9 protein-coding genes are annotated in these 12,989 nt (G+C 71.5%); 4 read left to right on the top strand and 5 right to left on the bottom strand.

Translation table 11 applies throughout. The features are described 5' to 3' along the window. The first annotated feature begins 246 nt into the window (after positions 1-246). Positions 247-1,401, top strand: a complete 1,155-nt coding sequence (gene dndA, locus KJK29_RS16330) for a cysteine desulfurase DndA (protein ID WP_215119892.1) — start codon at positions 247-249, stop codon at positions 1,399-1,401. A gap of 13 nt (positions 1,402-1,414) precedes the next feature. On the opposite strand, the gene KJK29_RS16325 is transcribed toward dndA, so the two are convergent. Both KJK29_RS16325 and KJK29_RS16320 read right to left on the bottom strand, forming a co-directional pair. Then, positions 1,415-2,851, bottom strand: coding sequence for a DNA phosphorothioation-associated putative methyltransferase (locus KJK29_RS16325; RefSeq protein WP_215119891.1), 1,437 nt, complete (start codon positions 2,849-2,851; stop codon positions 1,415-1,417). Positions 2,852-3,244: 393 nt separating this feature from the next. Next, a complete protein-coding gene (locus tag KJK29_RS16320; RefSeq protein ID WP_215119890.1) occupies positions 3,245-4,120 on the bottom strand; it encodes an AraC family transcriptional regulator in 876 nt (291 codons plus the stop codon). Between the two features lie 226 nt (positions 4,121-4,346). Between KJK29_RS16320 and KJK29_RS16315 the strand changes: the two genes are divergently transcribed. Both KJK29_RS16315 and KJK29_RS16310 read left to right on the top strand, forming a co-directional pair. Next, a complete protein-coding gene (locus KJK29_RS16315; protein ID WP_215119889.1) occupies positions 4,347-5,240 on the top strand; it encodes a glycosyltransferase family 2 protein in 894 nt (297 codons plus the stop codon). A 249-nt stretch (positions 5,241-5,489) separates the two neighbouring features. Continuing rightward, a complete protein-coding gene (locus KJK29_RS16310; RefSeq protein ID WP_215119888.1) occupies positions 5,490-8,642 on the top strand; it encodes an AfsR/SARP family transcriptional regulator in 3,153 nt (1,050 codons plus the stop codon). Positions 8,643-8,663: 21 nt separating this feature from the next. Here the strand turns inward: KJK29_RS16310 and KJK29_RS16305 are convergent, their stop codons facing one another. Both KJK29_RS16305 and KJK29_RS16300 read right to left on the bottom strand, forming a co-directional pair. Further along, a complete protein-coding gene (locus KJK29_RS16305; RefSeq protein WP_215119887.1) occupies positions 8,664-10,346 on the bottom strand; it encodes a bifunctional 3'-5' exonuclease/DNA polymerase in 1,683 nt (560 codons plus the stop codon). A gap of 125 nt (positions 10,347-10,471) precedes the next feature. Then, a complete protein-coding gene (locus tag KJK29_RS16300) occupies positions 10,472-11,215 on the bottom strand; it encodes a Clp protease N-terminal domain-containing protein (protein WP_215119886.1) in 744 nt (247 codons plus the stop codon). A 74-nt stretch (positions 11,216-11,289) separates the two neighbouring features. Between KJK29_RS16300 and KJK29_RS16295 the strand changes: the two genes are divergently transcribed. Beyond that, complete coding sequence (locus tag KJK29_RS16295) at positions 11,290-12,417, top strand: DUF2786 domain-containing protein (protein ID WP_215119885.1); 1,128 nt, start codon at positions 11,290-11,292, stop codon at positions 12,415-12,417. Between the two features lie 7 nt (positions 12,418-12,424). On the opposite strand, the gene KJK29_RS16290 is transcribed toward KJK29_RS16295, so the two are convergent. Next, a complete protein-coding gene (locus KJK29_RS16290) occupies positions 12,425-12,967 on the bottom strand; it encodes a DUF4232 domain-containing protein (protein WP_215119884.1) in 543 nt (180 codons plus the stop codon). Between the last annotated feature and the right edge of the window lie 22 nt (positions 12,968-12,989).

Raw genomic sequence — 12,989 nt, 5'->3', positions numbered from 1 at the left:
GGCAACCTTAACGTACGTCACCTGTTTAACGTACGCAGCCTGCTGAAGTTACGTCACCTTCACGTGCGTAAGACGCACCGGCAGGTCTGGGGGAACGCCTGGCTTGCGCGAAGGGCGTTCCTGCCCGGGAAGACGTACGCCGATGTCTGCGTTGACAACTCTGAGGCGCCGCGCTGTGCGTCAGTCGAGCATGCGTGTACGTTAACGGTTTGACGTACCCGGTAACGGGATGATGCTCTGGGATGGGTGAGCGCTGTGGTGGCGTATCTGGATGTGGCGGCGACGACCCGTGTGGAGCCGCGGGTGGCTGACGTGGTGCTCCACTGGATGACCGAAGACTTCGGCAACGCCGGCAGCCGCACCCATGAGTACGGAGCCCGGGCAAAGAAGGCGGTCCAGGAGGCCAGGGCGTTCCTTGCCAGTACGGTCGGTGTGAGGACCGAAGAAGTCATCTTCACCAGTGGAGCGACGGAGTCCAACAACATCGCCCTGCTCGGTATGGCCCCGTACGGCGAGAAGCACGGCCGGAAGCACATCATCACCTCCGCCATCGAGCACAAGGCGGTTATCGAGCCGCTGCTGCATCTGCAGGAGAAGCAGGGGTTCGAGGTCGATTTCCTGGAGCCCGGCCCCTCGGGACGGATCTCGACGGAGGCCGTGCTGGAGAAGCTGAGGCCGGACACCCTGCTCGTCTCGCTCATGCACGTGAACAATGAGACGGGCGTCATCCAGCCCGTGGCCGAGCTGGCAGAGAAGCTCCAGAAGACCCCGACTTATCTCCACGTCGATGCCGCGCAGGGGTACGCAAAGGTTCCCGAGGACCTGAAGGCGCCCATCGATTTGACCAGCATCAGCGGCCACAAGATCGGTGCACCCAAGGGGATCGGCGCTCTGGTGACCCGGCGTCGAGGTTGGGACAAGGTGCCGCTGGAGCCGATCATTTTCGGCGGCGGGCAGGAACGAAAGCTGCGCCCCGGGACGCTCCCTGTGCCGCTGATCATGGGGCTGTACGAAGCAGCCAAGGTCTTCCAGGACAACCGGTCGCGTTGGGAGCGGGACGCGAAGGAGATGCGGGAGCGGCTGCTCGACGCGCTCGGCAAGACCCGCTTCCAGATCAACGGCGATGCCGACCACGCGGTCCCGCACATCCTCAATGTGACCTTCGACGGGCTCAACGCCGAGGCCCTGATCGTACGGATCAAAGACCAGGTGGCCGTGGCGACCGGTTCCGCATGCACCAGCGCCTCGTACACGCCGAGCCACGTGCTGACCGCAATGGGCCTCCCGGAGGAGGTGGCCACCAATGGCCTCCGCTTCTCGTGGTTCCCCGGGCAGGTCTCGGACTTCGACCCGGCCGGGCTGGCGGAGACGATCGCGTACATGCAACCGGATGCCTCCTGACGGTTTGAGCTGCTCAGTCTCCGGGGCGCCGGATCAGCCGGTGTCCCCGGAGCATGCGACCGCACCTGATCAGTTCGGCCTCCCAGCCATTCTCGGTGCCGATCAGGTGCGGATTCTCGTAGAGGCCGACGCGTAGTTCGGACTCGGTCAGACGGCGGTAGCGCAGCACGTCCGGGTCGTCGGGCGCCAGGAATTCGTGCTTGCGGTGAAGCAGAGGACGGTTGGCGGAGTTCGCGTAGGACATGTGCGACGTTTCGAGGGTCTTGAGATCTACGAGGTATGAGGACGTGATCCGCGGATGCGGGTCCTTGTCGAATCCCGGGTAGTCGAGCCAGCTGACGGCTCGCCCCTGGTGCTTCAGCTTGGCGATAGTCCATTCCTGAGGGCGGCCGGCGGCGACGGAGGCGCAGTGCTCGTACAGGCGCAGGACTGTCGGCATCCGGTCGATCGCCCGACGGTGTACGTACAGCGCGGTCGGGGTGATCTTGCCGACGCTGGAGGCGTTCATGGCGCCCCGGATATAGGTGTCGTCCCGGAGCTTGAGGAGCAGCCGGTCGGAGCGCTGGCAGGCTTCCTTGTACGAGGTGAAGAACGAACGGACGTCGAGCTGGACGCCGAGGGGGAGGCTGCTGAACGGGCCTCGGCTGTTGAAGAGCTCGACGGCGAGGAACAGCAGCGTGTTCAACGTCGTGCGCTTGGCGCCCTCGGAGACCTTCTCGGCGTCGACGGAGTCGCGTATGAGGCGCTTGAGTTCGCCGGGTTTCAGGTGGGCGAGCTGTTCGGCCATCGGCCGGGGCATCTCGTCGACACGGGGCGGGCGGCCACGCCGTTCGACGTAGTCGACCAGCGAGGCGATAGCCGAAGTGGTATCGGCTGAAGCTAGCCACTCGGCGTCAGGGACGATGCGGTGTGCGAGGTAGGCCAGTCGGGCTGAGTCGTCCTTGAAGGCGTACACGATGCCGGGAGCCGCTGAAATGCAGCGTGTTCCTGTGACCTCCTCGACGTAGATCCGGAGCTCGTCCGGGCTGAAGAGGTGCTGGAACGTCTGCCTGCTGGTGAGGAGGCCGTCGCCGTACTCCTGGCCGCGGACTTTGAACCGCTCCCAAGAGAGGCGGGCCGAGACGATGAGTACGGAGGTGGCGAGCCTCCATGCCTCCTTGAGCGTCTGCCTACGCTCGGCGGGGTCCTCGATGATGTTCAGGACGTAGGTGAGGAGGACGACGTCGGAGGGGGCCACCGGGGCGCTCGAGCTGTAGTAAGGGTCCCAACCGGTGATCTTGCAATCGAGGCGCTGGAGGGAGGCGACATCGCCGCCTCGGCCGCATCCGTAGTCGAGGATCGTGCGGTCCGCGTTGAGCTGGCGGTCGGCCAGAGCCTGGCGGGCTGGCACGGAGAGGCTGGAGCGACCGATCGCGGTGCGGCGGCGGTCGCTGTTCCATGACTGCTGCATGTCGGCCTCGTCAGTCGAGGAAGGGGTCGGGTCGCAGCATAGGCAGGGCGACGGTACGGGCGAAGAGGTTTCCGGAGGCTGAGTTTCCCCTTGGCCGCGGACACCCAAGGCCTGGCAGCGACGGCGCTGCGCACCCTCGGCTCGGCGGCTGACCCCAGAATGATTACTCGCCCCGGCGGCGCGACTTCGCTGCGGCGATTTCCTTGGGTCGCACTTCCGCCCTTATGGCAGTTCGGGCTGCCCAGTTGCTGGTCTGCGGGCGTAGGCCTGAAGTATGAGCGATGCGTGGCGGACGGTGCTGCACGAAACTGCATCGAGTGCTATGAGCATTCTGGCTTTGCTCGCTGACCTGGAACCCCAGGTCGGATGGAATCCGGCCTGGGGTTCTCTGTGTCAGTGGGCGGCTTCGCGCTCCACCGGGAGCCACAGCTCGGCGTTCGCCCGGGTGCCGTCCGTCGAGAGTTCGGTTCGGAGGAGTTCCGGGCCGGGGCGGCTGCGGTAGGGGTTGGAGGGGAACCACTCGGTGAAGATGTCTCGCCAGAGGTGCTGGATGGCCTGGGGGGCCGGGCCGGAGGTGGTGAAGACCGCCCAGGTGCCGGACGGGACCGGGAGGGTGGTGGTGCCCTCGGGGGCCGGGGTCGGGGGTGTGGTGATCACGGCGTGGTAGTAGTCGAGTTCCGTGCCCTCGGCGCGGCTCGGGTCCAGGTCGTCGCAGACCGCGATGATGCCCTGGGGGTCCTGGGTGGAGAGGTTTCGCAGGTGTTCCAGGGCCTGTTTGTCGAGGCCGCGGACGAAGTTGATGATCGACTCGTTGGGGCCTGAGTGGATCAGGGGGATGCGGGTCTTGAAGCCGGTGACGGTGAAGGCCGGGCGGTCCACCACTCGGTAGTGCATGCTGCTGCTCCCTTCGACGGTGAGGCGGAAGGTCAGCCGGGGCTGGGAGACGAGTGCGGCGGCGGTGCGCCGGGCCTCGCCCGGGCCCACGCCGTGCATCGAGCGGAACGCCCGTGCGAAGGCCTCGCCGGAGCCGTAGCCGTAGCGGATCGCGATCTCCAGGAGCGTCGCGTCCCCCGACAGCACCTCCGCGCCCGCGACCGTCAGCCGGCGGCGGCGGATGTACTCCGACAAGGGCATGCCTGCCAGTGCGGAGAACATGCGGCGCAGGTGGTACTCCGAGGTGGCCGCGATCCGTGCCAGTTCCACGGCGTCCACCGAGTCGTCGAGGTGGCGCTCGATGTGGTCCATGGCCTGGTTGAGTCGCTCCAGCACGCCCGGTTCCTTCCCGTTTCCTTCTTCGTGCCTCTTTGGTGTTCACCACGCTAGGTAGCCGGGCCCCTGCTGGACCCGACTTCCTGTGCCCGATCGGGTCGGGTGTCGCTTCGGCCGAACGAGTCAGCCGGACCGTCGTCCGGCAGGCGTATTTAAGGGGGCCTTATCGTGAACGGCTAGCATCGCCCGTCGACCCGTCAGTTGCCGACCGTGATGAGGTGAGGACATGGGGGCGCCCAGGATCGCCGTCGCCGTGGTGACGATGGGCAATCGGCCCGAGGAGGTCGACGCGCTGCTCCGTTCCGTGGCCAAGCAGGACGTGCCGCCCGAGCGGATCGTGATCGTCGGCAACGGCTGCCCGCTGCCCGAGTTCGCCGAGCGGCTCTCGCTGCCCGGTGAGGTCACGCCCGTCGAGCTCGACGAGAACCTGGGGTGCCCCGGGGGCCGGAACGCTGCCCTGGCGCGGCTGCGGGAGTTCGGGGACGTCGATGTCGTCGTCGATCTGGACGACGACGGGCTGCTCGTGGACGCCGATGTGCTGCGCCGTGTGCGGGATCTGTACGCCGCCGACGAACGGCTCGGCATCGTCGGGTTCCGTATCGCCGACGAACTCGGCGAGACGCAGCAGCGGCACGTGCCCCGGGTGGGTGGTTCGGACCCCCTGCGGGGCGGTTACGTCACCGGGTTCCTCGGTGGCGGGCACGCTTTGCGGATGGCGATGCTCGACGAGGTCGGCGACTGGCCCGCCGAGTTCTTCTTCGCCCATGAGGAGACCGACCTGGCCTGGCGCGCGGCCGACGCGGGCTGGCACATCCTCTACGCGCCCGAACTGCTGCTCCAGCACCCGAAGACCTCGCCCGCCCGGCACGCCATCTACTACCGCGTGAACGCCCGCAACCGGGTCTGGCTGGCCCGGCGCCGGCTGCCGGTCGTGCTCGTCCCCGTCCATCTGGGCGTGTGGGTGCTGCTCACCCTCGCCCGGAACCGTTCCGCCGCCGGGCTGCGTGCCTGGTTCGGCGGATTCCTGGAAGGTGTACGGGAGCCGGCGGGCGAGCGGCGGCCCATGCGCTGGCGCACGGTGTGGCGGCTCACGCGGCTGGGGAGGCCGCCCGTCATCTGACGGCGGCCGGAGCCACGCTGGTGGGGCGGAAGTTGAGTGGGCCCCGGCCGTTCACCTCCGCCGACCGGGACCCGGAACCGACCGTGGCGGCGACACTCCCCCGAGTGGCGCGCCGAGACGCGCACGCCGCCCGGCCAGATCCGACGTAGTGATCACATCAGGTCGTGCCAACGGATCGCTAACATATGGCCAACAGTTGGCCATGGGGCGGACATTCGTCGAGGGCGGTGACACGGGAGGCGGGGAGTGATGGCGGCATCTCCCTGCTCGGGACATGGCGAGAGCGCAGCGGGATCCGGGGAGCGGTGTGCGCTGCGGTTCGGGTTGCTCGGGCCGCCGGGGCTCTACGACGCCCATGGAGGCGGGCGGAGCGAGGCGCGGGGGATCGCGAGCCCCAAGGTGCGGGTGTTGCTCGCCGCGTTGCTGCTCGACGCCGGGCGGGTCGTCTCCGCCGCGTCGCTCAAGGACGCGCTGTGGGGCGGGGCTCCGCCCGCTTCCGCCCAGGCCTCGCTGCACAATCACGTAGCCCGGCTGCGGCGGATGCTCGACGATCCCGAGCGGCTGCGCACCGTGCCGTCCGGGTATGTGCTGCGCGTCGACGACGGCGAGCTGGACGTTCACGTGTTCGAGGCCCGAGTCGCCGAGGCGCGTGCCGCGCACGCCGGCCGGGACTGGGAGCGGGTCGTCCGCGCGTGCGCCGCCGCGCTCGCGCTGTGGCGGGGCGCACCGCTCGCCGGGCTGCCGTCCGACGTGGGCGGCTACGCCTTCGTACGGCGGCTGCGCGAGGCGCGGCTGCTGCTCCTGGAGTGGCGCTACGACGCCGAGTTGGCCCTGGGCGGTCCGCGGCTCGATGGGCTGGTGCCGGAGTTGGCGGCGTTGGCCGCCGAGTATCCGCTGCGGGAGGCGTACCACCGGCAGCTCATGCTCGCCCTGCACCGCACCGGCCGCCAGGCCGAGGCCCTGGCCGTCCATCACGAGTTGCGCACCCGCCTCGTCGAACGGCTCGGCATCGAGCCGGGGCCGGGGGTGCGCGAGGCGCATGTGGAGGTGTTGCGGGGGGCCGTGGGGAGCGGTGGTGCGCAGGGGCCGGGGAGCGGTGGTCCGGAGGGGCTGGGGAGTGCCGCCGGTGCGGCGGACATCGGTGGTGGAGGTTCGCCGTCGTCCCCGCCCGTCGTGCGGCGTTCCGTCGCCTCCGTGACGCCCTCGCCTGCTCAACTGCCGCCGCCGCCAGCCCATTTCACGGGGCGCAGCGGCGTGCGCGATTCCCTGCGCCGTGCCCTCACGACGCCCGGGCCGCACCCCACCGCCGTCCTCAGCGGCATGGCCGGTGTCGGCAAGAGCGCCCTCGCGCTGCATGTCGCGCACGAGGTGGCGGCGCGATTCCCCGACGGGCAGCTCTGTCTCAACCTGCACGGTGCCACCCCCGGCATGACCCCGCTCACCCCCGGCCAGGCGCTCACCGCCCTGCTGCGTGATCTGGGCGTCGAGCCCTGCCGTGTCCCCGAACACCCTGACGCGGCCTCGGCGTTGCTGCGGTCCCTGCTCGCGCCGACCCGCACGCTCCTGGTGCTGGACGACGCCGCGAGCGCCGCGCAGGTACGGCCGTTGCTGCCGGGGGGTGCGCGGTGCGGGGTGATCGTGACGAGCCGCTCGCCGCTGACCGCCCTCGACGGCGTGACCCGTTTCCCGCTCGCCCCGCTCACGGACGAGGAGAGCGCCGAACTGCTGCGCAGGGCCTCGGGCCGGGCCGAGCCGTACCCTCCGCAGGGCTCTGAGCCGGGCATTCTCGACGCCCGTCACCCCCTCGTCGCCCTCACCGGCAGGCTCCCGCTGGCCCTGCGCGTCGTCGCCGCTCGGCTCGCCGCCCGGCAGGCCCTCACCCCGGACGTCCTCGCCGGTCAACTGGCCGCCGCGGACGAGCGGTTGCACCACCTGGAGTACGACGACCTGAGCGTCCGCCGGTCCCTGGCCGTCGCGCACGACGCGCTCGCCGCCTCCGAACGCGAGGCCGACCGGGACGCGGCCCTCGCCCTGTGTCGCGTCGGCGGGCTCGATCTGCCCACGTACGGCGTCCCGTTGCTCGCCCGTCTCATCGGTACGGGTGAACGGCGTGCCGAGGCCGCCCTCGACCGGCTCGTGGACGTCGCCCTGCTGGAGGAGACGGCGTACGGCCGGTACGAGCCGCACGACCTGGTGCGGGACTTCGCGCGTGAGCGGGCCGGTGCGATGGGTGGTGAGGTGGCTGGTGTCGGGATCCGTGGTGACGTCGTCGAGACGGCCCTGCGGTGGTACGCCGACGTCGCCGAGCGCGTTCTCGTCGCGATCGTCGAGCCCGGGCCCGACCAGGACGACCGTCGTCGGCCCAGCGCGGGTCAGCCGGACGGGTACGGGGACGGCCCTGTCGACACCGTCGGCCCCTTCGGCAGTCCCGAGGAGGCCTTCGCCTGGGGAGACCGGGAGTTGGCGAACCTCGTCGCCCTGGTCGGGCGGCATGCGGACGACCCTTGCCGGCGGCGGGCGGGCCTGGTCAGCGCTGTCGTACGGCTGATCCTTCCCTACGCGCACCGCAGGGGGCGGGTCGCCGAGATGGAGGTGCTCGGGCGGGCCGGCCTCCGTGTGGCGCGGCGGCTCGGTGACCGGGCGGCGGAGGCGTGCGCGCTGGTCGACCTCGCCGGACTGCACTTCCTGACCGGCCGGCACAACGAGGCCCTCGACCTCAACGACCGCGCGCTCGACCTCTGGCGGCGGCTGGACCACCCCTCCTGGATCCGGCGCTGCCTCAACAACCGCGGCCTGCTGCTCGACGGGCTCGGCCGGCACGCCGAGGCGGGTGAGGCGCTGCTGCTGAGCCTGGAGTACGCGCGGCAGCTGGACGACCCGTACGGCGAGGCCGTCACCCACAGCCACCTCGGCAACCTCTACGAGCACACCGACGCGCGGGCGGCCATCGAGCAGCACCGGCGTTCGCTGGCCATCGGGGAGGACATCGGTGCCGTCATCCTGCGGCACTCCGCGCACTGCAACATCGGCTACGCCCATCTGCGGCTCGGCGAACCGGCCGCGGCCCTTCCGCACTTCGAGGAGAGCCTGCGCATCCTCGGCGGCCAGGGCGACTGGCACGGCGAGGCCCAGACCCGGCTCGGGCTGGTCCGGGCCCTCCGTCTGCTGGGCCGCACCGGGCGGGCCGCCCGTGAGTGCGCCGAGCTGCTGGCCCGGGCCGACGCCCGCGCCGACCGCTACACCGGCGGTCTCGCCCGCCATCAGCGCGGGCTGCTGCTGCGGGAGCGGGGGCGGCCGGAGGCGGCGTACGAGGAGTGGCGCTGGGCACTCGCGGCGCTGGACGGGACGGATGAGCGGACGGTGGTCACGGAACTCCGCGAACTGCTGGCCCCGGCCGACTGACCGACCGGCCGGTGCTGGGAGTCACTTGGCGTCCGCGTAGCACTCCACCACCGCCGTGGTGAACGGAAACCGCACCTGGGTCTCGCCGAAGGTCAGCCGGCCGGCCAGGGCCGCGGCCTCCTGGATCGCCGCCACGACCGCCTCCGTCTCCTCCTCGGGGCAGTGCACGATCACCTCGTCGTGCTGGAAGAAGACCAGTTCGGCGGCGAGGTCCGCGCAGGTCCGGCGCAGTGCGGCGAGCAGGAGCAGGGCCCAGTCGGCGGCGCTGCCCTGGACGACGAAGTTGCGGGCGAAGCGGCCGCGGGCGCGGGCGTCGGTGGAGGCGTAGCCGGGGACCCAGGGGGCGGCGGAGTCGTCGTCGGCGACGGGGATGCCGGCCTCCTCCGTCGCGTCGTCCGTTCCGCGGGCCGCCGGCGGGCAGGTCCGGCCGAGCCAGGTGCGGACGAGCCGGCCCTCCTCGCCGGCGCGGGCGGCGTCGTCGACGTACGCCACCGCCCTGGGGAAGCGGCGTCTGAGCGCGGCGAGGTTCTTCAGGCCGTCGCCAGAGGTCTGGCCGTAGACCGCGCCGAGCACGGCGAGTTTGGCCTGGGCGCGGTCGCCGGAGAAGGCGCGGTCGGAGACGGACTGGTACAGGTCGCTCTCCCGGCCCGCCACCTCCATCAGGCCGGGGTCGCGGGAGATCGCGGCGAGGACGCGCGGTTCCATCTGGTCGGCGTCGGCGACGACGAGCCGCCAGCCGGGGTCGGCGACCACCGCCCGCCGGATCACCTTGGGGATCTGGAGCCCGCCCCCGCCGTTGGTCACCCAGCGCCCGGTCACCGTGCCGCCCGCGAGGAACTCGGGTCTGAACCGCCCCTCGCGCACCCAGTCCTGGAGCCAGGACCAGCCGTGGGCGACCCAGACGCGGTACAGCTTCTTGTACTCGATCAGGGGTTTCACGGCCGGGTGGTCGACGGTCTCGATCTCCCAGCGGCGGGTCGAGGAGACCTTGATGCCGGCCTGCGCGAAGGCCTTGACGACGTCGGCCGGCAGGTCGGGGCGGACCCTGCGGCCGAACGCCGTGGACACCTCGTCGGCCAGTTCGGCCAGCCGGCGGGGCTCGCCGCCGCCCGCGTACCGGTCGCCCAGCAGGTCGTGCAGGACGGCCCGGTGCACCTCGGCGCTCCAGGGCAGCCCGGCGCGGTTCATCTCGGCGGCCACCAGCATGCCCGCCGACTCGGCGGCCGTGAGCAGTCGCATGCGGTCGGGATGCTCGGCGCTCTCGTGCCGCCGCTGCTGCTCGGCGTAGACCGCGAGGAGGTCCGGCAGGGGGAGCGGGACGCCCTGCGGCTCGAACAGGGAGGACTGCGAGCCCGGTTCGGCGGAGCGCTGGGGCGGATCGGGCGGTACGGGGCCGCCGCGCAGCCGGGCCAGGGCGGCCGCGGCCGAACGGGGTTCCCCGTACCGCCCCTCGTGACCGAGGAGGAGTGTCTCGGCGGCCTCGACGTCGTAACACCGCTCGACTCGCACCCCCGTGGCGAGCAGGCGCGGGTAGACCTCGGCGGTGGACCGCCACACCCACCGCGTGACGCCGGGACGGCTCCGCACGGCCTCGGCGGGATCCGTCTCCCGCCGCACCGGTCCGATGGGCAGCCCGTCCGGACCGAGGGGGGCGACGTCCACGCCACCGTCCTCGGCCGGAGCGAGCGCCCACCGGTCGGTCATGCCGTGAGTCTGGCAGGGGGGTCTGACAACGCCCCCCGGACCGCCCCTCGAACGCCTCCCGATCGCCCGCCGACCGCCTTCCGATCGCCGCCCCGTCCGGCCTCGTCGGGCCTGGTCGGGCCCCGTCACGACTCGTCCGGTGTCTCCTTCTGCGCCAGCATGATCTTCTCCAGCACCGTCACGACGTACTGCTCGGTCGGCTCCTTGCCGATGCCGAGGCCGCTGAGGACGCCCTCGCCGTTCTCGTGCTCCAGCAGGGCCAGCAGGATGTGCTCGGTGCCGATGTAGTTGTGGCCGAGGCGCAGGGCCTCGCGGAAGGTGAGCTCCAGGACCTTCTTGGCGGCCTGGCCGTACGGCACGAGCTCCGGGGCCTCCTCGACGGCGGGCGGGAGGGCCGCCGTGGCCGCCTCGCGCAGAGCGTCGAGGGTCACGCCCTGGACGGTGATCGCCTTCGCGGCGAGACCCTCCGGCTCGGCCAGCAGGCCGAGGACGAGGTGCTCGGGCAGGCCCTCGGCGTTGCGCGCGGACCTGGCCTCGTTGTGCGCGGCCATCACCGTGTTGCGGGCGCGGGGCGTGTAGCGGTTGAAGCCCTGGCTCGGGTCGAGGTCGGCCGACTCCTTCGGCACGAAGCGCTTCTGCGCGGCCTGCCGGGTGACCCCCATGCTCTTGCCGATGTCCGTCCAGGAGGCGCCCGAGCGCCGGGCCTGGTCCACGAAGTGGCCGATCAGATGGTCGGCCACCTCACCGAGGTGATCGGCGGCGATCACCGCGTCCTGGAGCTGTTCGAGGGGTTCCTGATGAACCTTCTTGATCGCCGCGATCAGATCGTCGAGGCGCACGGATGACGTGATGTCGGGGTTCTTCGTCATGCTGTCAACCGTAGGTTGCGCTCCTAGAGGTGTCAACCGTGGGTTGACAGTCGAATGCGTGGCACCATCGGGCCGTGAGCAGTACGTCCTCCACCGTCGACCGCGCGTTCGAAGCCGCCCTGTACGCGACCGGCGAGACGGCCCTCGACACCGGCGCGTCCCTGCTCGCCTCCGACCCGGCGGCCGATGCCGAACTCGCCCGGCGCGGCGAGGAGTTCGTCGCGGCGTCCTGGCGGCGCGGCTGGCAGCCGGCCGATGTCGTACGGATCGTCCGGAGCGAGCTGGAGGACGTCCATGTGCTGCTCGTGGCCGGGCTGATCCGGGCGCAGGCACCCGGCGACCGGGCCCGCGGCCGCCGCTGGAGCGCACAGCTCGCGGAACTCCCCGCCGATGCCCCGCCCCGCACCGACCGCTTCTCGCAGGCCACCGCCGTGCTGGAGCTGTACCGCCTGCTGCTGCGGCTGCCCGCCCTCGAATCCCTCGACGACAGGGCGGGGGACGCGGCCGGTGGGGCGAACGGCGGGGCCAGGACCGAGTCCCGGATGCTCACCCGTATCCGCGCCCTGCTCGCCAAGGCGGAGGCCACCGGGTTCCCGGAGGAGGCGGAGGCGCTCAGCGCCAAGGCGCAGGAGCTGATGGCCCGGCACAGCGTCGACGAGGCGCTGCTCGCCGCGCGGGCGCCCTCGCCCGACACCCCCGACGCCTGCCGGATCGGTGTGGAACCGCCGTACGAGCAGGCCAAGGCGGTGCTGCTGGACGCCGTCGCCTCCGCCAACCACTGCCGGGCGGTGTGGAACGAACCCTTCGGCTTCTCCACCGTCGTCGGCTTCGAGACCGACCTGGAGGCGGTCGAACTCCTCTACACCTCGCTCCTCGTGCAGGCCACGACCGCGATGACGAAGGCGGAGGCCGCCCAGCGCGCGGGGGGCCGCAAGCGCACCAAGACGTTCCGGCAGTCCTTCCTCGCGGCCTACGCCCACCGCATCGGCACCCGGCTGGGGGAAGTGGCCCAGGCCCAGGTGAGCGACGACCTGCTGCCGGTGCTGGCCTCCCGCGATGTCGCGGTCACCGGACGGCTGGACCGTATGTTCCCGGAGACCACCACGACCCGCCTGCGCGGTGTGCGCGACGCGGCGGGCTGGACGGAGGGCGCGCAGGCGGCCGACCGGGCCCAGGTCGGGCACCGGCCGCCGCTGCGCTGAGCCGCCGTCAGTCGCCCGAGGACTCGAAGCCGCTCACCGAGGCCTGGGCCGCGCCGCTCTCCCCGTCCCTGCGTGCGACTTCTCCGTACGACCACGTCAGGGTGTGCGCGTCCTCGGTGGCGCCGGGCAGGGTGAAGGACGCCTTCCGCACGGGGAGACTCTTGGGTGAGCCCGCCTCGCCGCGGACGTAGGTGATGGTGAAGGACGTGGTGCCGCCCTTGCCGAGCGTGAGCGGCTGGGCCTTCACGCCCTCGTCCGGGGAAACGGACGTCGTGCTGTCGTCGGCCATCAGGTCCACGCCGGGGAAGCCCTTCAGCGTGCACTGCGCGCCCTTGTTCGTGAGCGTCACGGTGACGGTGCCGGTGTCCCCGGCGGCCGGGGCGGCGCCGGCCCCGATCTGCACGCCCATGTCGCCGAGCGCGCAGGCCGAAGCGGCCGGCCGGTCCGCGTTCTTGACGTCGTCGGCGCCGGCCCCGTCGTCGTCGCAGGCGGTCAGCAGGAGCGTCCCGGCGAGGGCGGCGGCCAGGGCGAGGGGAGGAAGGGTGCGCATGGGGACCTCTGGTGCGTGATGG

It is taken from the genome of Streptomyces koelreuteriae, assembly GCF_018604545.1.
GTDB lineage: Bacteria > Actinomycetota > Actinomycetes > Streptomycetales > Streptomycetaceae > Streptomyces > Streptomyces koelreuteriae.
This window is presented reverse-complemented; position numbering and strand designations above follow the sequence as displayed.

Coding starts and splice junctions, on each gene's coding strand:
- KJK29_RS16325 (WP_215119891.1), bottom strand. CDS start 2,851: ATGCAGCAGTCATGGAACAGCGACCGCCGCCGCACCGCGATCGGTCGC.
- KJK29_RS16315 (WP_215119889.1), top strand. CDS start 4,347: ATGGGGGCGCCCAGGATCGCCGTCGCCGTGGTGACGATGGGCAATCGG.
- KJK29_RS16310 (WP_215119888.1), top strand. CDS start 5,490: ATGGCGGCATCTCCCTGCTCGGGACATGGCGAGAGCGCAGCGGGATCC.
- KJK29_RS16305 (WP_215119887.1), bottom strand. CDS start 10,346: ATGACCGACCGGTGGGCGCTCGCTCCGGCCGAGGACGGTGGCGTGGAC.
- KJK29_RS16300 (WP_215119886.1), bottom strand. CDS start 11,215: ATGACGAAGAACCCCGACATCACGTCATCCGTGCGCCTCGACGATCTG.
- KJK29_RS16290 (WP_215119884.1), bottom strand. CDS start 12,967: ATGCGCACCCTTCCTCCCCTCGCCCTGGCCGCCGCCCTCGCCGGGACG.